16 protein-coding genes and 2 pseudogenes are annotated in these 22537 nt (G+C 71.8%); 5 read left to right on the top strand and 13 right to left on the bottom strand.

From position 1 onward, the window contains the following. Position 1: 1 nt before the first annotated feature. On the bottom strand, positions 2-1417 hold the full coding sequence (gene ngcE, locus ACIA47_RS27215) for an N-acetylglucosamine/diacetylchitobiose ABC transporter substrate-binding protein (protein ID WP_396711260.1): 1416 nt from the start codon (positions 1415-1417) through the stop codon (positions 2-4). A gap of 192 nt (positions 1418-1609) precedes the next feature. Between ngcE and ACIA47_RS27210 the strand changes: the two genes are divergently transcribed. Further along, entirely contained in the window at positions 1610-2980 is a 1371-nt protein-coding gene (locus tag ACIA47_RS27210; RefSeq protein WP_396711259.1) for an acyltransferase, read from the top strand. Here ACIA47_RS27210 and ACIA47_RS27205 read toward each other — a convergent pair. Both ACIA47_RS27205 and ACIA47_RS27200 read right to left on the bottom strand, forming a co-directional pair. Next, complete coding sequence (locus ACIA47_RS27205) at positions 2952-4439, bottom strand: CoA-acylating methylmalonate-semialdehyde dehydrogenase (RefSeq protein ID WP_396711258.1); 1488 nt, start codon at positions 4437-4439, stop codon at positions 2952-2954. The genes ACIA47_RS27210 and ACIA47_RS27205 overlap by 29 nt on opposite strands. Beyond that, complete coding sequence (locus tag ACIA47_RS27200; RefSeq protein WP_396711257.1) at positions 4436-5734, bottom strand: aspartate aminotransferase family protein; 1299 nt, start codon at positions 5732-5734, stop codon at positions 4436-4438. Before ACIA47_RS27200 ends, ACIA47_RS27205 begins: the two co-directional genes overlap by 4 nt. Before the next feature lie 239 nt (positions 5735-5973). On the opposite strand from ACIA47_RS27200, the gene ACIA47_RS27195 reads away from it, so the two are divergent. Further along, a complete protein-coding gene (locus ACIA47_RS27195; protein WP_396711256.1) occupies positions 5974-6204 on the top strand; it encodes a hypothetical protein in 231 nt (76 codons plus the stop codon). Here the strand turns inward: ACIA47_RS27195 and ACIA47_RS27190 are convergent. Next, the gene (locus ACIA47_RS27190) at positions 6188-7000 is read right to left on the bottom strand and encodes a hypothetical protein (RefSeq protein WP_396711255.1); all 813 of its coding nucleotides are present in this window, start codon (positions 6998-7000) and stop codon (positions 6188-6190) included. The genes ACIA47_RS27195 and ACIA47_RS27190 overlap by 17 nt on opposite strands. A 31-nt stretch (positions 7001-7031) precedes the next feature. Next, entirely contained in the window at positions 7032-7904 is an 873-nt protein-coding gene (locus ACIA47_RS27185; RefSeq protein WP_396711254.1) for a hypothetical protein, read from the bottom strand. Between the two features lie 87 nt (positions 7905-7991). Between ACIA47_RS27185 and ACIA47_RS27180 the strand changes: the two genes are divergently transcribed. Continuing rightward, complete coding sequence (locus tag ACIA47_RS27180; protein WP_396711253.1) at positions 7992-8960, top strand: hypothetical protein; 969 nt, start codon at positions 7992-7994, stop codon at positions 8958-8960. Between the two features lie 7 nt (positions 8961-8967). Here the strand turns inward: ACIA47_RS27180 and murD are convergent, their stop codons facing one another. Beyond that, entirely contained in the window at positions 8968-10314 is a 1347-nt protein-coding gene (gene murD, locus ACIA47_RS27175) for a UDP-N-acetylmuramoyl-L-alanine--D-glutamate ligase (RefSeq protein WP_112675120.1), read from the bottom strand. Positions 10315-10396: 82 nt separating this feature from the next. On the opposite strand from murD, the gene ACIA47_RS27170 reads away from it, so the two are divergent. Then, positions 10397-11749 (top strand): hypothetical protein, encoded by a 1353-nt coding sequence (locus tag ACIA47_RS27170; protein WP_396711252.1) that lies wholly within the window; start codon positions 10397-10399, stop codon positions 11747-11749. Between the two features lie 125 nt (positions 11750-11874). Here the strand turns inward: ACIA47_RS27170 and ACIA47_RS27165 are convergent. The 4 genes and pseudogenes from ACIA47_RS27165 to ACIA47_RS27150 all read right to left on the bottom strand — a co-directional run. Further along, a pseudogene (locus tag ACIA47_RS27165) lies at positions 11875-12309 on the bottom strand (PucR family transcriptional regulator); the annotation flags it as partial. A gap of 101 nt (positions 12310-12410) precedes the next feature. Continuing rightward, positions 12411-13626, bottom strand: a pseudogene (locus ACIA47_RS27160) (PucR family transcriptional regulator ligand-binding domain-containing protein); the annotation flags it as partial. A gap of 47 nt (positions 13627-13673) precedes the next feature. Continuing rightward, positions 13674-15125: an argininosuccinate synthase gene (gene argG, locus ACIA47_RS27155; RefSeq protein ID WP_396711251.1), complete on the bottom strand. Its 1452-nt coding sequence runs from the start codon at positions 15123-15125 to the stop codon at positions 13674-13676. A gap of 47 nt (positions 15126-15172) precedes the next feature. Next, positions 15173-16021 (bottom strand): RNA methyltransferase, encoded by an 849-nt coding sequence (locus ACIA47_RS27150; protein WP_238411716.1) that lies wholly within the window; start codon positions 16019-16021, stop codon positions 15173-15175. A gap of 92 nt (positions 16022-16113) precedes the next feature. On the opposite strand from ACIA47_RS27150, the gene ACIA47_RS27145 reads away from it, so the two are divergent. Next, on the top strand, positions 16114-17961 hold the full coding sequence (locus ACIA47_RS27145; RefSeq protein WP_396711250.1) for a thiamine pyrophosphate-requiring protein: 1848 nt from the start codon (positions 16114-16116) through the stop codon (positions 17959-17961). A gap of 146 nt (positions 17962-18107) precedes the next feature. Here the strand turns inward: ACIA47_RS27145 and ACIA47_RS27140 are convergent, their stop codons facing one another. From ACIA47_RS27140 to ACIA47_RS27130, 3 genes are all read right to left on the bottom strand, one after another. Continuing rightward, the gene (locus tag ACIA47_RS27140) at positions 18108-20309 is read right to left on the bottom strand and encodes a transglycosylase domain-containing protein (protein ID WP_396711249.1); all 2202 of its coding nucleotides are present in this window, start codon (positions 20307-20309) and stop codon (positions 18108-18110) included. A 199-nt stretch (positions 20310-20508) separates the two neighbouring features. Further along, entirely contained in the window at positions 20509-21276 is a 768-nt protein-coding gene (locus ACIA47_RS27135; protein ID WP_396711248.1) for a hypothetical protein, read from the bottom strand. 152 nt (positions 21277-21428) lie between these two features. Beyond that, a complete protein-coding gene (locus tag ACIA47_RS27130; RefSeq protein ID WP_350853825.1) occupies positions 21429-22535 on the bottom strand; it encodes an SPFH domain-containing protein in 1107 nt (368 codons plus the stop codon). Between the last annotated feature and the right edge of the window lie 2 nt (positions 22536-22537).

The following is a 22537-nucleotide window of genomic DNA, read 5'->3' as shown; positions in this document are numbered from 1 at the left end:
GTCAGGCCGCTCGCTTGTACTTCTTGATCGAGCTGTCCTGGGCGATCGAGTCGGCGCCCTTCTGGCACTGTTCGAGGAACTCGGCGGGGCCGATCCGACCGCTGAAGAACTCGCCGCACGCGGCGTCGACGAGGTTGCGCTCCAACTTGCGGTAGAAGCTGTTGTAGACCCAGTTGAAGCCGTTGGCACCGGACGCGTCGAGGGCCTTGACCACGGTGCTCAGCCCGTACGGCAGCTCGACGCCCTCGGTGGCGCCGGCGACCACGGTGAGGCTGGCGACCTTCTTCGTGAAGTCCTGGGCGCCCTTCTTGGAGAGCATGGTCCGGAAGTACTCCAGACCACCGGCGACGTTGCGGGCCTTGGCGGGCACCATGAACGGTTCACCGGCGGTTCCCCGGATCGCCTCGAACGGCAGTTTGTCGCCGCTGCCCAGGCTCGGCGTCGGCGCGATGGTCATGTTGAACCCGGCCGGGGTGACGTCCTTCTGCTCGCTCTCCAGCCAGGAGCCGCAGGAGATGAAGGCGGCCTTGCCCTGACACCAGGCGGTCTGCGACTGCTTGTGGTCCAGGCCGGGCGAGCCCTCCAGGATGTACTTGTCCTTGACGATCTGGTGCCAGGCGTCGGCGGCGGCGCGCATCGAGTCGGACTTCCAGGCGTTCGGCTCCAGGTTGTCGATGGCGGTCGCCACCGACGGGCCGCCGAACTTGATGGCCGTGGAGATCAGCGGCCAGCTCATGTAGCGCGGGTGCAGGCCGGCGTACGTCCAGGGGGCGATGCCGGCGGCCTTGATCTGCCTGCAGAGCGCGATGTGCTCGTCCCAGGTCTTCGCGTACGACCAGCCGCGGTCGGCGAGGAGCTTGGCGGAGTGCCAGATGCCGTAGGCGGTGTAGGTGTAGTTGAGCACCAGGAACTTGCCGTCGTAGGAGCCGACCTCGACCGCGCCGGGCAGCAGGGTGTCCTTGACCGTCTTGCCGGGGATGTCGAGGCTCGGGGCGGCCAGCAAATCGTCGAGGCCGGCGAGGGCGTTCTGGCTGACCAGGCCGTTGAAGTCGATCTGGCTGGAGCCGGAGTTGTTGACCACGTCCGGCGGGGTGCCGTCGACGAAGCGCGGCTGGAGGGTCTTGCTGATCTCCTGGGTGGAGGAGTGCTTGATCTTCGCCTTCGGGTACTTCTCGGTGTACATGGCCTCGTGGGCCTTGGCGTACTCCTCACCGAACCCGCCGCCGAAGATCACCACCTCGAGTGGTGCGTCCTCCTTCACGCCGAGCGGGTTCTGCGCGCTCTTGGTGCCCTGGTAGGTCTCGGCATCGTTCTTGTCACCGCCACCGCTGGTGGCGCAGCCGGACAGCAGGCCGGCGGCGGGGGTGGCCAAAAGGCCGGCGGCGGCGCTGCGTCGCAGGATGTCACGCCTGTTCATAAGTTCTCCTCGGGTCGGGTCGGGCGGATCGCCGGTCTGTGGGGGAGGCGTCCGCCGCGCGAGGGGCGGTAGTTCTCTTCAGTTCATGCTCTGTTACTGAAGAATTTCTACGACAGCCGGGCCCGGACTTCAAGTCCTGACTGTCGAACCGTTATCACCACCAGCCGTCATCGGGTCGCCTAGCCTGAGGCGATGCGCCGTCTGCGCCAACTGGCCGAGCGCACCCCGGCTGGGCGGGAGCGGTACGTCGACCTGCTCCGCGCGCTCGCCATCACCATGGTCGTTCTCGGACACTGGAGCGTCACGGTGATCGGCCGCGACGCCACCGGGCAGGCCACCGGGCACTCCGCGCTGGGCGACCTGCGCTGGGCGTACCCGTTGACCTGGCTGGCCCAGGTGATGCCGGTCTTCTTCCTGGTCGGCGGCTACGCCAACGCGGCCTCGCTGACCCGGCTGCGGGCTCGCGGCGGCGACGCCGCCGGCTGGCTGATCGACCGCAGCGCCCGCCTGGTCCGCCCCACCAGCACGCTGCTGCTGGTGCTCACCGCCGCTGCGGCGGTCGCCTGGCTGCTCGGGGCCGACCCGACCCGCATCCGCGAGGTCTTCTGGTTCGCCACCATTCCGCTCTGGTTCCTGGTCGCCTACCTGGCGGCGGTCGTGCTCACCCCACCGATGTACGCGCTGCACCGCCGCCTCGGCCTGGCCGTGCCGCTGACGCTCGTCGCGGTGGTCGGCCTCGGCGACCTCGGCCGACTGAGCGGACCGGAGGAGCTGAGCTACGGCAACTACCTGTTCGGTTGGCTGGCCGTCCACCAGCTCGGCTTCGCCTGGCACGACGCCCGCGCCGGGCCGTCGACTCCCGACCTTCCGGGGGTACGCCGACGGCGGCTGCCCACCTCCCGCCGGGCCGGTCTGGTCTTCCTGGCGGGCGGGCTGGGCGCGGTGCTGCTGCTCACCGTGCTCGGCCCCTGGCCGGTGGCCATGCTCAAGGTGCCCGACGAGCGGCTCGACAACGCCTCGCCGCCCAGCCTCGCGTTGCTGGCCGTCGCCGCCGGCCAGCTCGGGCTGATCCTGCTGCTGCGCGGCCCAGCGGAGCGGCTGCTGCGCCGCAGCCGGCCGTGGCAGCTGGTGATCGGGGTCAACCTGGTGGTGCTGACCGTCTTCCTCTGGCACCTGACTGCCGCGATCCTGCTGATCGGGTTGCTCGACGCGGTCGGGACGCTGCCCACCCCGGCGGTCGACACGGCCGCCTGGTGGGCCTGGCGGGTGCCCTGGTTGCTGCTGCTCAGCGTCGTCCTGGTGGTGCTGGTCGCCATCTTCGGGCCGGTGGAGGCGCGCAGCGGCCGGCACCGCACCGGGCGGCGGGCCCCTCGGGGCACCCGGGCCCGGACCGCGTCGGCGGTGGCCGGCTACGCCGCCGTGGTGGCCGCGCTGCTGGTCAACAGCACCACACCGCAGCAGACCCCGGAGCCGCTCGGCACGCCCGTCCCGGCGCTGGTGGCGTACCTGGCCGGGGCGGGCGTGCTGCGACTGCTCAGGTCTGGGTGGGGAACCCGAGGTTGACCCCGCCGTGCCGCGGATCCAACCAGCGGCTGGTGACGACCTTGCCCCGGGTGAAGAACCGCACCCCGTCCTCGCCGTGTGCGTGCAGGTCACCGAAGAGGGACGACTTCCACCCGCCGAACGAGTGGTACGCCATCGGCACCGGGATCGGCACGTTGATCCCGACCATGCCCACCTCCACCTCGTGCTGGTAACGCCGGGCCGCCCCGCCGTCGTTGGTGAAGATCGCCGTGCCGTTGCCGTACGGGCTGGCGTTGACCAGGTCCACCGCCTCGTCGTACGAGCCGACCCGGACCACGCTCAGCACCGGCCCGAAGATCTCGTCGGTGTAGATCGACATGCCCGGGGTCACCCGGTCGAACAGCGTCGGGCCGAGCCAGAAACCGGCCGGGTCGCCGTCCGGCGTCACGTCCCGCCCGTCCACCACCGGCACCGCGCCGGCGGCGACACCGGCGTCCACGTAGGAGCGCACCCTCGCCGCGTGCGCGGCGGTGACCAGCGGGCCCATGTCGCAGCCCCGCCGGCCGTCGCCGGTGCGCAGCCCGGTCACCCGCGCGGCGATCCGCTCGACGAGCGCGTCCGCCACCGGCTCCACCGCCACCAGGACCGAGATGGCCATGCACCGCTCCCCCGCCGAGCCGAACCCGGCGTTGACCGCCGCGTCGGCGGCCAGGTCCAGGTCGGCGTCCGGGAGCACCACCATGTGGTTCTTCGCCCCACCGAGCGCCTGCACCCGCTTGCCGGCCGCTGTTGCGCGTTGGTAGACGTACCGGGCGATCGGGGTGGAGCCGACGAACGACACCGCCCGCACCTCCGGGTGCTCCAGCAACGCGTCGACCGCCTCCTTGTCGCCGTTGACGACGTTGAGCACCCCGTCGGGCAGGCCCGCCTCGGCGAACCACTCGGCCAGCAGCAGCGCCGCGCTCGGGTCCTTCTCGCTCGGCTTGAGGACCACCGCGTTGCCGCAGGCCACCGCCACCGGCACGAACCACAGCGGCACCATCACCGGGAAGTTGAACGGGGAGATCACCGCGACCACCCCGAGCGGCTGCCGGATGGTGTACGAGTCGACCTCGGTGGACACGTTCTCGCTGAACGCGCCGCGCAACGCCGACGGCAGGCCACACGCGTACTCGATGACCTCCAGGCCGCGCTGCACCTCGCCGGCGGCGTCCGCGAGCACCTTGCCGTGTTCGGCGGTGATCACCTCGGCGAGCCGGTCCCGCCGGGCGTGCACCAACTCCCGGAAGGCGAACAGCACCGCGGACCGCCGGGCCAGCGACGCGTCCCGCCAGGCCCGCGCCGCGCGGGCGGCGGCCTGCACCGCCACGTCGACGTCCGCGGTCGAGGCCAGCTCGACAGCGGCGGTACGCCGACCGGTCGCCGGGTCGAACACGTCGCCGCGCCGCTGCGACGTGCCGCCGACCCGCTTGCCGTCGATGAAGTGACCAATGTTCATGCCGCCAGCCCCGCCGCCGTACGGATCGCGTCGACGAGGATCGCCAGGCCCTCACGGGCCTCCTCCTCGGTCAGCGTCAACGGTGGACCCATCCGCAGCACGTTGCCGTGGAGACCGCCCTTGCCGGCCAGCAGGCCACCGTCGCGGGCAGCTTCGAAGACCCGGTTGGTCAGCGCCGGGTCCGGCTCACTGCTGCCCGGCCGGACGAACTCGACGCCGAGCATCAGCCCCTTTCCGCGTACCTCGGCGACGCAGTCGAGCCCGCCCACGGCGGACCGCAGGCCGTCGGCGAGGATCGCGCCGACGCGGGCCGCGTTCGCCTGGAGGTCGTGCGCGATCAGGTAGTCGAGCACCGCGTTGCCGGCGGCCGTGGAGATCGGGTTGCCGCCGAAGGTGGAGAAGCTGATGGCCGGCACCGACTCCAGCACCTCGGCCCGGCCGACCACCCCGGCCAGGGCGAACCCGTTGCCGATGCCCTTGGCGAAGGTGAGCAGGTCCGGGGTGACGCCGTGCGCCTGGTAACCCCAGAAGTGCTCCCCGGTCCGCCCCCAGCCGGTCTGCACCTCGTCGGCGATGAACAGGATGCCGTGCTCGTCGAGGACCTTCTTCCAGCCGGCGAAGAGCCCGTCCGGCGGGTGCACGAAACCGCCCACGCCCTGGATGGGCTCGGCGATCAGCGCGGCCACGTCACCGGCGGTCTGGGTGGCCAGCACCTCGCGCAGGTCCTCCACCGCCGCGTCGACCTGCTCGTCGGCGCTGAGCCGGGCCAGCAGGCCACGCACCCGGTCACCTGAGTGCAGCCAGGCCACCTGGAGCGGGTTGAGGCCGCTGGCCGACCAGTTGCGGTTGCCGGTGACGCCCATCGCCGCGTACGACCGGCCGTGGTAACTGTTGCGCACCGCCAGGATCTGGTGCGAACGGCGGTGGTTGGTGGCGACCAGCAGCGCCGCCTCGTTCGCCTCGGTGCCGGAGTTGGTGAAGAACACCCGGGCGTCCGGGATGCCGGAGCGCTGGGCGATCTTCTCGGCCAGCTCCACCTGTTGACGGATCAGGTAGAGCGTCGAGGTGTGCGCGATGCCGGTGGCGAGCTGCCGCTCGACGGCCTCCCGGATCTCCGGGATGTCATACCCGATCATGTTGGTCAGCACGCCGCCGAAGAAGTCCAGGTAGCTGCGACCCTGCGCGTCGGTGACCCGGCGGCCCGAGCCGGAGACCAACTCGATCGGCTCGGCGTAGTACAACGGCATCCAGGACGGGAGCACGGCCCGGTGCCGGGCCAGCAGGTCGTCGGTCATCGTGGCAACCCTTCAGCGGCGTGCGTGGATACCGCACGCTCCCACCGCCGGCCGACGCGAACAACTGTCAGCCTGTAGCGCATGGATGCCCCGACCTGACAGCACGTCAACGGTTTCCACGGCAATGGTTGGTCTTGGCCCCCGAATTCCGCAGTCTTCATGGGAAAAGTCCACTCGATCCGCAGCCTGGCCGCCCACCGCTACCCTGGGTCGGTCCACTGTCGCCGGGGAGGCACGCGGTGCGCATCGAAGAGACGATCGCCGAGCTGGAGCGCGTCGCCGCGCGCGAGGTGGGCCGAGGCAGCGAGGCGCTGGCCGCGCCCGCGGCGGGTGGACTGACCGCGATCGTGCGCGCGGGCGCGGTGGACGGCGTACGCCGCCGCCCCACGCTCAGCGTCGACGGCCTCGACTGGCCCGCGTACGCCGAACCGCTCACCCGGATCGCCGAGTTGGTCAGGGCAGGCCGCTAGAGGTGGGTGGTTCGGTCGCCGGCCGCAATGCCCTCGGCGGGCGGCGCGCCGCCCGGGCCTGGGCAACGCGGCGGGGGCGCAACGGCAGGTGCAGGGCGACGGCGACCAGCGCGAAGGCCGCCCAGCCGGCGCCCAACGCCACGGCCGACGAGACGTCCTGAAGGTAGTGGTACGCGGCGAGGAAGCCGACCAGCGCGAGGCTGTTGCGGGCGAAGTGCCGAGTGAACTCGGTCAACTGCGTGCGGGCCTCGACGGCGACCAGGACCCCCGAGTACGGGAAAGTCACCACCATGCCGCGCAGCACGGCACCGAGCAGTTGGGTGAGGACCGCCCCAACGAAGATCACCACCAGTTTGAGCAACACAGGCAGCCCGTCCGGGCGAGTCTCCGCGACGGCTACCGTCTCCTCGGCGGACGCCCCACGTCGGCGGGCGCGACGGCGCAGCCACAGGATGGCCGCCAACCAGAGCACGAGCGTGCCGGCGAGGGCCATCTCGAACGGGATGTCGACGGCCAACAGGCCGGCGCTCAGCGCCACGTAGACGGCGATCCCCGCGACGTCGGCGAGCAGGATCGGCCAACGCCACCGCTGGTGGGTGACCGCCACGGTGACGAAGAAGAGGTTGAGCCCGAGCACGCCGAGCACCTGCGCGCCGTCCACCCGATACTCGGTGGTGACCAGGGCGAGCGTCATCGGCAGCGGCAGGCTGTAGACCAGCGCGCGGAGCCGGACGGAGCGGATCACGCTGACCGCCCAGACCACGGCCGTCACCAGCAGGACCGCGCTCCACGTCATGGCTCACCCGTTCCCGCCCCGGTGGGGGCCGTCAGTCCTGGAAGGTCGCGGCGTTCGCGCAGAGGTCGAACACGCGGGTGAGCCGAGCGACGTCCGTCCGGTTGACCGAGAACTGATTCTCGCCGATCTCGCCGTGCGCGGTCATGTGGGCCTCCCAACAGCTCGACCCGTCCCAGAGTGTCAAGTTCACGTGCAGGTGCGGACTCACCACACCGAGAGGCAGCAGACCCACCCGCGCCCCGGCCGCGCGCTGCTTCTCCACCAGGGCGGACAGATCGTCGGTCAGCGTGGCGTAGACGAAGACCCGGGTGATCTGGACGCCCCGTTGCAGGGCCTCCACGTTGGCCTCCCAGTAGCGCCGGCCGATCTCACTGCGCCACCAACTCAGCTCCCCGCTCACCCGGGGCATCACGTTGGTCAACCCGTCCAGCCGACGTACGCAGGCGCGGGTCGCGCCGACCAGATCCTCGTCCTCGTCACCGCGCCGGATGATCCGACCGTCCGCGAGCTGCTCGGCCTCCAACCGGAACTGCTCGTAGCGCCGCTGCGCCTCCACCGCGACCCGGGTGCCCGCGTGCTGCTCGGCCGCCTCCCGGATGGCCCCGGCCAGCTCCGTGGTGGTACGGACCAGCCAGGGCGGGCCGTCCAACAGGGTGCGCAGGTGGAAGCGGCGCTCCGCGCGGGCCAGTGAGTCGACCAACAGCGAGATGGTGATGCCCATCAGGCCGGCCAACAGCGACTCCACCCCGGAGGCGGCATTGCTGAGGTCGAGCACGATGCTGAGGGTGATCGACAGCGTGATGCCGACCAACGCCACCGGGTCGGTGTGCGCCACCAGCCGGACGAGGCCGGCGGCGGAGCCGCCACCCTCCCGCAACCGCTGACGGGCCACGTCACGGGCCATCGAGATCCCCCAATCCGCCGCTCCCGCCAGCGTAGACAGCAACCACAACCGTCGGCGCCGCGCCAGCGGGCCGGTAGCATCCGGCAGGTGCACAGAGCGGACGCGGCGCCGTCGACCGGAACGGACGACGAGCAGATCACCGCGGAGATCCGAACCTGGGTCTGCTCCACCCCGCTCCGCGGCCTCGTCGCCCACTTCGGCGGCACCTGGCCCGACGGTGACCTCACCGACGTGCTCCGCTTCCTCGACGACTTCTCCGCCCGCCACTGGGACTTCCGGGGCGGCCGGGAGCGGCCCGACGCCCGGGAGCCCGACCTCGACGGCGCCACCGCGACACTGGTGCTCGACGCGGCTGCCGCGCTCGGGCTGATCCACCCGGTGCCGCCGGCCAGGTCGGCGTACGCCCACCTGGTGGTGCTCGGCGGCTTGGCACACGCCTGCGTACGCCGCGTCGGCTACGCCGCGCACCTGCTCCGCGCCGGCCTACCGGTGAGCGGCGAGGTCGCCGTCCTGGGCAGCTTCCGGCCGCTGTCGGACTGGGAACGCCGCACGCTCGCCGAGGCGGGCCTGCCGGCCGACGAGACCGAGGTGGACGTGCTGGACACGGCCGTCCGCCGGGTGTTCGAGGTGGCCGCCCCGGCGGAGCAGGACGGCGTCGACGCCGGCCACCCGCACCACTCCTGGTCGTCGCGGACCTACCGACCGGACGGGCTGCCGCCGATCCGGGTGCTGGCCGCGCCGTCCAGCGAACCCGACCAGCGGCGAGCCCACACCGCCGACACCCAGCGGTTCTGGGCCGCCCACGTCCGGCTCGCGCCGGGCGACAAGGTCCTGATGGTCACCGCGCCGATCTACGTGCCGTTCCAGCACTGCGACGCGCTGCGCACGCTGGCCGTGCCGTACGGGTGCGCCATCGACACGGTCGGGGTGGACCCGACGCTGACCGACCTGGCGGTGCTGCCCGAGCAGACGCTCACGCCGGGGCGCTACCTCCAGGAGATCCGGTCGGCGATCCGCTCGATGCGCGCCCTGCACGCCGGGCTTCACCCGCGCTGAGCCCGGCTCAGCGGGCGGTGTCGGCGACGGCCTGGGCGAAGACCTCGGAACGGTGCTCGAAGTTGCGGAACCGGCCGTAGCTGGGCGCGGCCGGGGACAGCAGCACCACCCCGCCGGCCGGGGTCACCTCGCGGGACAGCCGGACCGCGTCCACCAGGTCGTCGACCAGTTCGGTACGCACCTTCGGCAGGCCGGCGAGCACCTCGACGATGCGGGTGCCGCTGTCCGGAATACCGATCACTGTCAGCTCCCGCTCGGCCAGGTGCTCGGCCAACGGCGTGTAGTCCAGACCCCGGTCGTTGCCCCCGACGATCACCGTCAACGGCCGCCCGTCGTACGCGTCGATGGCGTGCATGGCCGCGTACGGGCTGGTGGCCAGGGTGTCGTCGACGAACGTCAGCCCGGACGGGTCGGTGATCTCGGTGAGCCGGTGGGCCAGCCCCTGGAACTCGGCGACCGCGACGGCGAGGTGGTCCTTACCGGCCACCACGTCCACGCCGAGGGCGTCGAGGACGGCGAGCGCGACACAGAGGTTGCCCTCGTTGTGCCGGCCGACCAGCGGCAGCACCGCACGGGGGAAGAGCGGCTGGTCACCGAAGTGGAACCACTGCGTGCCGTCGGCGCCGGTGGCGACGTGGGTGGTGTCGGGGCGACCGGCGCGGACCGCCGGCAGCTCACCCAGCTCCGCGGCGAGGCGGGGGTCGCCGCCATTGACCACGATCGTCTGCGGGTCGTGGGCGAGCAGGTTGAGCTTGTCCCGGTAGTACTCCCGTTCCCCACCGTGCGCGTCCAGGTGCTCCGGGAAGAGCGCGGTGACCACCGCCACCCGGGGCGAGTCGGTGAGGTCGCTGCACTGATAGCTGGACAGCTCCAACACGTACAGCTCCGCCTCCGGCAGGTCCAGGGTCGGCACCCCGATGTTGCCGCCGAAGACGTTCGGCCGCCCCATCGCGGTGAGCAGGTGACTGATCAGGCTGGAGGTGGTGCTCTTGCCCTTGCTGCCGGTGACCCCGACGGTGCGCGCGGCGTGGTCGGCCATCCACAACGCGGTGCCCTGGGTCACCAGGATCCCGCGCCGGCGCAGCTCGATCAGCCACGGGTGGGTCTGCGGCACGCCCGGGGAGCGGACCACCACGTCCGCGGCGGCCAGCCGTTCGAAACCCGCCTCGCCGGTGACCAGCGGCGCCGCCTCAGCCAGGGGGCCGTCCCAGGGCAGCGACAGGAAGTTCGCGCTGTCGTCCACGGCGACCAGCTCGGCCGGGCCGTGCGCGGCGATGGCGGTCACAGCGGCCCGGCCCTCCCGACCGGTGCCCCAGACGGCGACGGTACGTCCGCGCAGGTCAGAAAGGCGCACGGGGCTCTCCTCGTGGGTCACGGCGGCGGCAGGGCGGGCCCGGTCCGGACACGGCCGGACGAACCAGGGCCTAGTATGGCGTGTGCCCAACGAGCAGCTCCGGCGGATGGACGCCTTCACCTTCCCGTCCTACTCGATCGACTTCGCCACCGGCGAGGTGTTGTTCGACTACGCCCTGACCGGCCCGGCCGGTGAGCAGCGGTTCACCGAGGTGATCACACTTCCGCTGCCGGCGGGGCCGCCCTCCGACGGGACGGTGGTGACCCTCAACCGGGTGCTGGAGGTGCTGCACGTCGTCGCCGGGGTCAGCTACTACAAGGCCGCCGCGCCACCCCGACTCGTGCTGCCGGCGCCGCTGGGCGCGGCCACCGTCGACTACGTCACGGCCGTCTACACCAGGGGCCTCGCGGAGTACGCGTACCGCAACCAACTGCCGCACGTGCTCGAGCTGCGCCCGGAGGTGCCAGCCGGCACGCCGGAGTCACCCCGGGTGTACGACGACTCGGACCGTCGCCCGCTCTCGGCGGTCGGCGGCGGTAAGGACTCGATCGTCAGCCTGGAGGCACTGCGCCGCGCCGAGCTGGACCCGGTGCCGTTCTCGGTCAACCCGAACCACGTGATCGTCGCCGTCAACGAGGCGTCCGGGCTGGTCCCGCTGGCCGCCCGGCGGCGCATCGACCCGGTGCTGTTCGACCTGAACGCGGCCGGCGCGCTGAACGGGCACATCCCGGTCACCGCCATCAACTCCCTGATCGCGGTGGCCACCGCCGTCCTGCACGGGCTGGGGCCGGTGGTGATGTCCAACGAGCGTTCGGCGTCCGACCCGAACCTGGTCTGGAACGGCCACGAGATCAACCACCAGTGGTCCAAGGGCGTCGAGGCGGAAGGGCTGCTGCGGGCGTCGCTGGCCGAGCACGCCGGCCTGACCGACCCGTACTTCTCCCTGCTGCGTTCGCTGTCCGAGCTGCACATCGCCCGGCTGTTCGCCGAGTTCACCCGGTACGACGACGTGGTGACCAGCTGCAACCAGGCGTTCAAGCTGCGCGACGCGAGTGAGCGCTGGTGCCGTGACTGCCCGAAGTGCCGCTTCGTCTTCCTGGCCATGGCGCCGTTCATGCCGCGGGAGCGGGTCACCCACATCTTCGGCGGCGACCTGCTGGCCGACGCGTCGCAGATCCCCGGCTACCGCGAGCTGCTGGGCGTGGACGGGCACAAGCCGTTCGAGTGCGTGGGCGAGGTCGAGGAGTCGGTGGTGGCCCTCGGCCTGCTCGCCGAGCAGGACCAGTGGCGCGACGCCCCGGTGATCCAGGCCCTGGTCGACGCCGTCCCGGAGACGGCCTGGTCAGCGGTGGCCAAGTCGGACGTCTTCACCCCCGGCGGCCCCAACCACATCCCACCCACCTACGCAAAAGCCCTGAACGCCCTAGGAGCCTGATCCCTCCCCTCCCACCGTCGATCATGGAGTTGTGGTGGGCGTTGTGCCCCGATCGCAACTTTTGCGGGGCACCACAACTCCATGATCGACCGGGCTCGGGTGGGGCCGGGCTCGGGTGGGGGGCGTTACGGGGTTCGGACTGCGTCCAGGGCCAGGAGGGCCACGTGTAGGGAGAGGGCGGCCTCTACCGAGTCGAGGTCCACGTCGAGGATGCGCGCGATGCGGGCCAGCCGTTCGTAGAAGGCCGGTCGGGACAGGTGGGCGGCGGCAGCGGCTGCGGACTTGTTGCGCCCCTGCTCCAGGTAGGCGCGCAGGGTGTCCAGCAGCCGCTCCCTCGGGTGCCGGGCGTCGTACTCCAGCAGGGCGCCGAGTTCGCGTTCCACGAAGGTCTGCAACCGGGGTTCGTCGCGCAGCAGGTGCAGCAGGCCAGCCAGCCCGACGTGCGGGAGCCGGAAGATCGGCAGGTCGCGCTGGTCCCGGCGGGCCGCCTCGGCAATCTGCCGTGCCTCGACGAGCGACCGTCGGGCCTCGCGCAGGGTGCCCACTCCGGAGCCGGCAGCCACGATCACCCCACCCGTGCCGGCAGCCCGGGACGGGTCGGCCCCGGGCACCAGCCGGGACGCGTCCGCGCCCGACGCGGTCCGGGCCGCGCCGGCGTCGAGGCGTACCTGACGAAGTGCGCTGGCGAACGCGGACAGCGCGCGGTCCTCGGCGGCCGGGTCCGGCAGGGCCAGCAGCGCGCCCACCGAGTTGTCGTCGACGGCGCTGGTCAGCGCGGTCAGCTTCGCCTCCCGCAGGGCCTGGCCGACCGCCTCGGAGAGATCGCGTAGCCGGGCCTGGCCGGCCTCGGGGCCGACCTCCCCGGCGGGGTCGTCGGCGCGATGCCGGACCATCACGCCGACCAGGTGCCGCCGGTCGAGCACCACGCCGAGCGCCTTGGCCCGCAGCCCCACCTCGTCCACCGGGCGGGAGTGGTCGAGCAGCGCGGTGAGCAGGGTGCGATGGATCTGCCGCTCCAGGCCCTCGGCGTCGCGGCGGATCAGCCGGCCCAGCGCGAGGGTGGACGCGGCCCGCTCGATCAGGATGGTGAGCCGGGTGGGCGAGCCGGCGGTCGGTTCGACGGCCTGGGCGCTGGGCACGTCGCCGCTGGCCGGCCAGCGCAGCAACAGCCGACCCCAGTCCTGCCCCCGGGCACCGACGGTGGTCACCAGCCAGCCGCTGTCCGGGTCGTACGCGGTCCGCCCGGCCGGACGGATCCGCCGGGAGTGCTGCTCCCAGCCGTCCAGCAGCAGCTCGGCGCTCTCGCCCGCCGGGTCGTACCCGAGCACCTGCCGGGACAGGTTCTCCAGCACCACGGGGCAACCGGACAGCTCGGCGGCCTGTCGGATCACCTCGGCGGCGTCGGCGCCCTCCACGGAGAGGTCGTTGAACCGCTGGTGGATCTCCTCGGTGGCGCGCAGCTCGGTGAGCTGCGCGTCGACGATCAGCGCGTGCACCGCCTCGGTGATCCGGACGAACGGGGTGGCCCGGCGCAGCTCCACCAGGGGCAGCCCGCGCCGCTCGGCGGCGGCGGCCATCACCCGGGGCACACCGCTGACGTACCGGCGGCCCAGCTCGACGACGAGTCCGGAGACTCCGACGTCAGCGAGATCACCGATGAACGCGCGCAACCCGGCGTCGTCCCCGGGCAGGCCGATGCCGGTGGTGAGCACCAGTTCGCCACCGCCGAGCAGGGTGGCGATGTCCGGCACCTCGGCGACGTGCACCCACCGGACGGGTCGGTCCAGCCCCTCGTCGCCGGCGACCACGCGTGGCGCGCCGTGGCGGACCGGGTCCAGGGCGAGGACCTCACGGACGGTAGGGAACACGGCCGCCACGCTACCGTCCGTGACGCCGGAACTCGACTCGCCACCGGCGCGAGGGGTCAGTCGACGCCGAACTCCATCGCGGCGCGGTCGAGTGCCTCGTCCTCCGCGGAGGTGACGCCCCGGGAGGCGATGGCTTCCGCGCCGCCCCGGGGCATCGCGCCGATCAACCCGGTCGAGGCGGCCTGCGCGGCCCCGATCATCCGCTGCGGGTTCCCGCCGCCGACCAGGCCGAGGGAGGCGTACTGCTCCAGCTTCGACCGCGAGTCGGCGATGTCCAGGTTGCGCATGGTGAGCTGGCCGATCCGGTCCGACGGGCCGAACGCCGAGTCCTCGGTACGCTCCATCGACAACTTGTCGGGGTGGTAGCTGAACGACGGGCCGGTGGTGTCGAGGATCGAGTAGTCCTCGCCCCGGCGCAGCCGCAACGTCACCTCGCCGGTGACCGCTGTGCCGACCCACCGCTGCAACGACTCGCGCAGCATCAGCGCCTGCGGGTCCAGCCAGCGGCCCTCGTACATCAGCCGACCGAGGCGGCGACCCTCGCTGTGGTAGTTCGCCAGGGTGTCCTCGTTGTGGATCGCGTTGACCAGCCGCTCGTACGCGGCGTGCAGCAACGCCATCCCGGGCGCCTCGTAGATGCCGCGGCTCTTAGCCTCGATGATCCGGTTCTCGATCTGGTCCGACATGCCCAGGCCGTGCCGGCCGCCGATGGCGTTGGCCTCCAGCACCAGGTCGACGGCGTTGCCGAACTCCTTGCCGTTGATGGTGACCGGGCGGCCCTGGTCGAAGCCGACGGTGACGTCCTCGCTCGGGATCTCCACCGACGGGTCCCAGAACCGGACGCCCATGATCGGGTTGACCGTCTCGATGCCGGTGTCGAGGTGCTCCAGGGTCTTCGCCTCGTGGGTGGCACCCCAGATGTTGGCGTCGGTCGAGTACGCCTTCTCGGTGCTGTCCCGGTAGGGCAGGCCGCGTTCGAGCAGCCACTCGGACATCTCCTTACGCCCACCCAGCTCGGTGACGAAGGCGGTGTCGAGCCACGGCTTGTAGATGCGCAGCATCGGGTTGGCCAGCAGGCCGTACCGGTAGAACCGCTCGATGTCGTTGCCCTTGAAGGTCGAGCCGTCGCCCCAGATCTGGACGTCGTCGGCGACCATCGCCCGCACCAGCAGGGTGCCGGTCACAGCGCGGCCCAGCGGGGTGGTGTTGAAGTACGCCCGTCCGCCGGTGCGAATGTGGAAGGCGCCGCAGGTCAGCGCGGCCAGGCCTTCCTCGACCAGGGCGGCGCGGCAGTCGACCAGGCGGGCGACCTCGGCGCCGTAGCTGAGCGCGCGACCGGGCACCGAGGCGATGTCGGGCTCGTCGTACTGGCCGATGTCGGCGGTGTAGGCGCAGGGAATGGCGCCCTTGTCGCGCATCCACGCGACCGCGACCGAGGTGTCGAGGCCGCCGGAGAAGGCGATGCCGACACGTTCGCCGGTGGGCAGGGAGGTGAGAACCTTGGACACGGGGAAAATTATGCAATAGAACGCATGGCCATGCAAGCCGAAGCGATCTACTCGTCGCCGAACGGCGGATCGTCGCGGCCCAGCTCCCAGAACGCCACCGCCGCCGCGGCGGCCACGTTCAGCGAATCCACGCCGCGGCGCATCGGAAGGACCACCCGCACGTCGCTGGCGGCCTGTGCCGCCGCGGTGAGGCCGGGCCCCTCGGCGCCGAGCAGCAGCGCCGCCCGCTCGCGCTGCGCCGGGGTCAACCGCTGGATCGGTACGGCGTCCGGCGCGGGCGTCATGGCGAGCACCGTGAAGCCGGCCTCCCGCACCTGGTCCAGGCCCTCGGGCCAGCGGTCGAGCTTCGCGTACGGCATGGCGAAGACCTCACCCATGCTGACCCGGACACTGCGCCGGTACAGCGGGTCGGCGCAGGACGGCGACAGCAGCACCGCGTCGATGCCGAGCGCGGCGGCACCCCGAAAGACCGCCCCGAGGTTGGTGTGGTTGTTCACGTCCTCCAGGAGCACGACCCGGCGCGCGGCGGCGAGCACCTCGGCCGCCGTCGGCAGCGGCCGGCGGTGGAACGACGCCAGCACCCCCCGGTGTACGTGGAAGCCGGTTGCCCGTTGCAGCACGTCCTGGGTCGCGGCGTACACCGGCGCGTCGCCGGTGTCCAGGTCGGCGAGCTGGTCGACCCGCTTGGCGTCGACCAGGTACGACCGCGCCGGGTAGCCCGCGCGCAGCGCCCGGCGCAGCACCAGCTCCCCCTCGGCGATGAACAGGCCGTGCGGTGGCTCCCAGCGGGTGCGCAGCTCGACGTCGGTGAGCGCCCGGTAGTCGGCGATCCGGTCGTCGTCAGGGTCGGTGATCTCGTGGACGGGCACCCGACGATTCTGCCGGACGCGGAGCAGTGCGCCTCGACGCCCGTCCGACGGGGTGTTTTGTCCGCAGAAGAAGGGGAATGACCGGCGGGCATCGGGACGCGACGGGAAGGACCAGCCAGGTGAGCGCAGACGACACCACGGCGGGCGAAGCGGGCACCCTGCCCCGGCGTCCGACCGTCGCCGACCACATCGTGTCGCGACTGTTCAGCTGGGGCGTGCACCGCTACTTCGGCTATCCCGGCGACGGCATCAACGGCCTCACCTCCGCGCTGCAACGCACCGACGGCCGCGCCCAGTTCGTCCAGGTCCGCCACGAGGAGACCGCCGGCTTCGCCGCCTCCGCGCACGTCAAGTACGGCGGCGGGCCGCTGGGCTGCGCGCTGGTCACCAGCGGGCCGGGCGCCATCCACCTACTCAACGGCCTGTACGACGCGAAGCTCGACCACCAACCGGTGGTCGCCCTGGTCGGTCACACCGCGACCACCGCCGAGGGCGGCGGTTACTACCAGGAGGTCGACCTGCTCGCCCTCTACAAGGACGTGGCAGCGGCGTTCCTGGCCCAGCTCGACCACCCGGCGCAGGTACGCCACCTGGTCGACCGGGCGTGCCGGACGGCGCTGGCCCGGCGCACCGTCACCGCCCTGATCCTGCCCCTCGACCTGCAGGACGAGCCGGCCGTACCGAACCCGCCGCACGCGCACGGCTACTACCGGACCAGCAACGCGCCGAGCAGCATCCCGACGGTGCCGCCGGAGGCGGACGTACGCCGGGCGGCCGAGGTGCTGCGCGGCGGGCAACGGGTGGCCATGCTGGTCGGCCAGGGTGCCCTCGGCGCGCGCGACGAGGTCCGCGAGATCGCTGATCGGCTCGGGGCCGGCGTGGCCACCGCGCTGCTCGGCTTCACCGCCGTCGACCACCGCGAACCGTGGGTGACCGGCGCGATCGGGCTGCTCGGCACCCGACCGAGCTGGCAGCTGATGAGCGGCTGCGACCGGCTGCTGATCGTGGGCAGCAACATGCCGTACTCGGAGTTCTATCCGCCGCCCGGGCAGGCCCGCGCGGTGCAGATCGACCTCGACGGCACCCAGCTCGGGTTGCGGTACCCGACCGAGGTGAACCTGACCGGCGACGCCCGCCCCACGCTGCGGGCGTTGCTGAACGAACTGGGCCCCGGCCCCGGGCCGACCGCCTGGCGGGCGGAGGTCACCGAGGCCACCTCGGCGTGGCGCCGGGTGCAACACGACCTGGCCGAGCAGGCCGCCGACCCGGTCAACCCGCAGTTGCTCTTCCACACGCTGAACGAGCGGCTGCCCGACGACGTGCTGCTCGCTGTCGACTGCGGCACGACCACCGCGTGGTACGCCCGACACATCCAGGTACGCCCCAGCATGCTGGCCAGCCTCTCCGGCACGCTGCTGTCCATGGGCGGCGCCATGCCGTACGCGTTGAGCGCCAAGTTCGCCCACCCGGACCGGCCGCTGGTCGCACTGATCGGCGACGGCGCCATGCAGATGAACGGCGTCAACGAGCTGATCACCGTGGCCAAGTACTGGCGCAGCTGGGCCGACCCGCGCTTCGTGGTGCTGGTGCTCAACAACCGGGATCTGGCATTCGTCAGCTGGGAACAGCGCTCCACCGAGGGGACGCCGATGTTCCCGGACAGCCAGCAGTTGCCGGACATCGCCTACCACCAGTGGGCGGAGGTGCTCGGGCTGCACGGCGAGTTGATCGACTCACCGGATCAGGTGCGCGACGTCTGGGACCGGGCGCTCACCGCCGACCGGCCGGTGGTGATCAACGCCCTGGTGGACCCGGCGGAGCTGATGCTCCCGCCGCATTTCACCGCGGAGCAGGCCCGCAAGACCGCGGCGGCGGTGCTGCGCGGCGACACCGACTGGGCCGGGATCATCCGCCGCGGCCTCCCCGCCACCCTAACCAGCTACCGCCCCCGCCGCCGCGACCGCTAACCCACCCCCACCCCGCGCCCTGCCCCACTCCCCGCGCGATCTTGCACTTTCTGCGCCGACAAATGCCGCACATAAGCGTTATTCGACGACCGAAAGTGCAAGATCGCGGGGAGGGGTGCGGGTGGGGCCGGGAGGGAGCGGTTGGGTCAGCCTCGGCGGTCGAGCCAGCGTTGGAGGGCTGAGCGGGGGTCGTCGGTGGTGGGGTCCTGCCTGCGGTTCGGGACCGTTGGGCGCTCCACCGGGCGGTGCGGGTCGCCGGCCAGCTCGTGGCTCGGTGCGACGAACGCCTTCTCCGGTTGGCCCTTCACGGCGGTGGCGATGACCCGGGCGACCGCGTCGATCACCTTCGTCTGCACCGCCGACCCCACCGAGTCGGCCGGGTCGTCAGGGTTGGCGGCGATTCCGGCCACCGCGACCTGCGGCGTGAAGCCGACGAACGTCTCGGTGGAGTTCTGCTCCGAGCTACCCGTCTTACCAGCCACCGGTCGGCCGTCGAGGATGTCGTTCACACCGGTGGCCGTGCCACCGTTGCACTGCCCGAACGCCGACTGCTGACCCACCGGGCAGCGGGCCGCGTCGGTCGCGGCACGGGCGACGTCGGCGTCGAGCACGCGCTTGCAGGAGGGCTGCCCCACCGGCACCTTCGCGCCGTCCGCGCTGGTCACCGAGACCACCGGCACCGGTGTGCAGTAGGTGCCCTCGGCGGCCACCGTCGCGTACGCGTTGGCCAGGTCCAGCGGGGTGGTGGCCGCCACGCCGAGGGTGAACGAACCCCAGTTCGCGGAGTTGTTCTTGGCGAAGTTGGCGTCCGAGTCGGCGCGGAAGGTGATGCCGAGCCGCTGCGCCATCTCGACGACCTTGTCCTGCCCGACCTGCTCGGCCAGCCAGACGAAGTAGGTGTTCACCGACCGGCCGAAGCCGTCCCACATCATCCGGTACCCGTCCATCCAGTCCGGATTGGCGTTCGCCGGGCACCAGTGGCCGTCACAGCTGCCCGGCCCCTCGGCGGCGTACCGGGTGGGCAGCTTGGCGGGCGCGTCGAAACCGGTGGAGAGGGTACGGCCCGACTCCAGCGCGGCGAGCATGGTGAACAGCTTGAACGTCGAACCCGCCTGGTATCCGTCGACGCTGGCCCCGCCGGAGATCAGCGGGTTGACGGTGTTCGGGTGGTTCGCCTGCCCGCCCGGGTTGTCGGCGAGGCTGTAGTGCCGGTTGACAGCCATCGCCAGCACCCGACCGGTGCCCGGCTGCACGGCCGCGATCGGCAGGGCGCGCTTGTTGTCGTACCCGTAGACCTTGGTGGCCTGCTGCTGCGCGGTGGCCTGGATCTTCGGGTCCAGCGAGGTGACCACTGTGTAGCCGCCCGAACGCAGTGCCTGCTCGCGCTCCGCGACGGTGGCCCCGAAGGCCGGCTGGGTCAGCCACCACTGGCGCAGGTAGTCGCAGAAGAAGCCCCAGTCGTCGTGGCCCTGGGAGACGGCGGTGCAGCCGTTGGGCTGGGCGGTGGGGTGCAGGGCCAGCGGCTCCGCCTTGGCCTGGGCGGCCTGCGCGGCGGTGATCGCGTTGGTGGCGACCATCGAGTCCAGCACGTACGACCGGCGGGCCAGCGCCTCGTCCTTGTCGCCGCTGATCGGGCTGTACGCGTCCGGGGACTGCACCAGACCGGCCAGCAGGGCCGACTCGGCGAGTGTCAACTGCGCCGGAGGCTTGCCGAAGTACCGCTGGCTGGCCGCCGCGATCCCGTACGCGCCGGAGCCGAAGTAGGCGATGTTCAGGTACCGGTCGAGGATCTCGTCCTTGCCGAGGCTCTTGTCGAGCGCGCTCGCGTACCGGATTTCCTGGATCTTGCGGCCCACTGTGGGATCGGTGGCGGCGGCGCGCTCCTCGGCGGTGCGGGTGGGGTCGGTCTTGAGCACGTTACGGACGTACTGCATGGTCAGCGTCGAGCCGCCCTGCTCGGTGCCGCCACCCTTGACGTTGGCCACCAGCGCCCGGGCCAGGCCGCGCAGGTCCGCGCCACCGTGGTCGTAGAAGCGCCGGTCCTCGGCCGCCACGATCGCCTGCCGCATGACCGGAGCGATCTCCGACAGGGGGACGTCGGTGCGGTTCACGTCGTAGAACGTGGTGATCAGCGTCTTGCCGTCGTTGGCGTAGAGGTACGAACGCTGCGGCGTGGCCGGGGTCTTCAGCGAGGCCGGCAACGCGGCGTACGACCCGAGCGCGGAGCGGGCGGTGAGCCCGAGCAGCAGGTTGCCCGGCAGCGCGGCGACTGCCAGGACAAGCCCGGCCAACACGCCGGCGAGCAGCACGGTGAACAGCCGCGACAGCGGCGAGCGGGGGGCGGCCATGCTCCCCAGGATTGCCACAAAAAACGCCAACCGATTACCCCCACCCCACAATTGTCAGCAACTTCACGCCCCTCCACCAGCCAACCCCCACCCGCCAGCCCGCGTTGATCATGAAGTTGTTGCCACGACACGTCGCTTGGGGTCAAGGGGTGTGCAACAACTTCATAATCAACGGCGCGGGAGGGGGCGTCGCGCGGCGTTAGGGGTTTGGGGTACTCAGGCTGGCGGTGGCGGCGTCTCTGGCGGTTTCGCGGGGCATCAGACGGCCGGAGCGGTAGCCGATGCCGATGCCGGCGATCAGCACGAAGATCGCGCCGAAGGTCTGCAACGAGCCGATCAGGGCACCGCCGAGGCCGAGCAGTGGCGCGGCGATGATCAGCATGACGCCGTCGCCGAGGCTGAAGGTGCCCGAGCGGGCCACCGCCCACCCGGTGAGGAACCAGCCCGCGCTGTAGAACGTCGCGCCGAGCAGGACCAGCGACCGCGCGGTGGCGCCGAAGACCGGCGTCTGCTCCTCGAACCCGGCGAACGGCAGCATCAGCACCGTGCCGGCGATGCTGACCAGCAGCCCGGCGGCGGCCACCCGGCGGCTGCGGGTCGCGGCCAGCAGCCCGGTGAGGGCCAGCAGCGCAAGCAGGCCGAGCCAGACCGCGGCCACCCAACCGATCAGGTACACCGCCCGGCCGTCGGCCGGATAGGGGTCGTTGCCCACGCCTCCGTCGCTGGCCATCGCCACCGCGCCGTAGAGGATGGCGTACGCCGGCAGCAGCCAGACCGCCGCCCGCGCGAACCGACGCACCGACCAGGCCCAACTGGCGTTCGTGGCGGGGGCGCCCGGGGTCGGCTCACCGACGAAGGGCAGTACGCCGAACCCGCCACCGCTGCGCCGGGAGCCCAGCGGGGCGACCGGGTCGTGCGCGCCGGGCACCGGGGCCGAGGACCACATTCGATTCGCCGGATCCTTCATGCGTCACCTCGCTCGTCGTCGAGCGGTGCATCGACGCGCCGGGGCGCCCCGATTGCCTGGTCACCACCCGTCCTAGGACCGATCGTGGCAGGCGTCGGAGCGCCCCATGAGTCTTTCTCGTATTTAGCCGACCGGGCGGCCGGCGTACCGGATCAGCCGCGCTCGCGCTGGTCGGCCGGGTCCTCGACGAGGCTGGTCGGCGACACCGGCTCCGGCGCGGGCAGCCCCTTCGGCCCCTTGCCGCCGGTGGCCTGCGCCTCGGCGACACGTACCTCGTCGTGGATCTGCTGGGCGGCGTCCGCCGCGGCCTGCGCCGCCTCGGCGGCCTCGCGCTCGACCTGGCTCGCCTGGTCCGCGGCCTCCGGTGCGGGCAGATCCCCCACCATCTGGCTCAGCCCGCCGAGCGCGCCACCCATGCCCTCCAGGGCCTTGGTCAGCTCGGCCGGGACGATCCAGACCTTGTTGGCGCTGCCCTGGGCGATCTGCGGCAGAGCCTGCAGGTACTGGTAGGCGAGCACCTTCTGGCTCGGGTTGGCCTGGTGGATCGCGTCGAAGACCGTCCGGATCGCCTTCGCCTGACCCTCGGCCTGCAGGATCCGGGCCTGCCGGTCACCGTCGGCCCGCAGCACGGCCGACTGCTTGTCACCCTCGGCGGTGAGGATCACCGACTGCTTGTGCCCCTCGGCGGTCAGGATCGCCGCACGGCGGTCCCGCTCGGCGCGCATCTGCTTCTCCATCGAGTCGCGGATGCTGGCCGGCGGCTCGATCGCCTTGATCTCGACCCGGGTCACCTTGATGCCCCAGCGGCCGGTGGTCTCGTCCAGCACACCCGAAAGGTGCCGGTTGATCTCGTCCCGGCTGGTCAGCGCCCGCTCCAGATCGAGCGAACCGATCACGTTACGCAACGTGGTGACGGTCAGCTGCTCGATGGCCTGGAGGAAGCTGGAGATCTCGTAGGTCGCCCGGACCGAGTCGACCACCTTGAAGTAGAGGACCGTGTCGATCGAGACCACCAGGTTGTCCGAGGTGATCACCGGCTGCGGCGGGAAGCTGACCACCTGCTCCCGCATGTCGACCTTGGTACGGACCGCGTCGATGAACGGCACCAGCAGGTTGAGGCCGGGGCTGAGGGTGCGCTTGTACTTGCCGAGCCGTTCCACCACGTCCTGACGTTGCTGTGGCACGATCCGCACAGCCTTGGCCAGCGTTATCACGGCGATCAACGCCACCGCGATCACCACCACCCCGATTAAGGTCATCC

Origin of the sequence: Micromonospora sp. NPDC051227 (assembly GCF_044455385.1) — a bacterium.
GTDB lineage: Bacteria > Actinomycetota > Actinomycetes > Mycobacteriales > Micromonosporaceae > Micromonospora.
This window is presented reverse-complemented; position numbering and strand designations above follow the sequence as displayed.

Bases quoted from the DNA above. Each gene is read 5' to 3' on its own strand.
- ngcE (WP_396711260.1), bottom strand. From the start codon at position 1,417: ATGAACAGGCGTGACATCCTGCGACGCAGCGCCGCCGCCGGCCTTTTG.
- ACIA47_RS27210 (WP_396711259.1), top strand. From the start codon at position 1,610: ATGCGCCGTCTGCGCCAACTGGCCGAGCGCACCCCGGCTGGGCGGGAG.
- ACIA47_RS27205 (WP_396711258.1), bottom strand. From the start codon at position 4,439: ATGAACATTGGTCACTTCATCGACGGCAAGCGGGTCGGCGGCACGTCG.
- ACIA47_RS27200 (WP_396711257.1), bottom strand. From the start codon at position 5,734: ATGACCGACGACCTGCTGGCCCGGCACCGGGCCGTGCTCCCGTCCTGG.
- ACIA47_RS27190 (WP_396711255.1), bottom strand. From the start codon at position 7,000: ATGACGTGGAGCGCGGTCCTGCTGGTGACGGCCGTGGTCTGGGCGGTC.
- ACIA47_RS27185 (WP_396711254.1), bottom strand. From the start codon at position 7,904: ATGGCCCGTGACGTGGCCCGTCAGCGGTTGCGGGAGGGTGGCGGCTCC.
- ACIA47_RS27140 (WP_396711249.1), bottom strand. From the start codon at position 20,309: ATGGCCGCCCCCCGCTCGCCGCTGTCGCGGCTGTTCACCGTGCTGCTC.
- ACIA47_RS27135 (WP_396711248.1), bottom strand. From the start codon at position 21,276: ATGAAGGATCCGGCGAATCGAATGTGGTCCTCGGCCCCGGTGCCCGGC.
- ACIA47_RS27130 (WP_350853825.1), bottom strand. From the start codon at position 22,535: ATGACCTTAATCGGGGTGGTGGTGATCGCGGTGGCGTTGATCGCCGTG.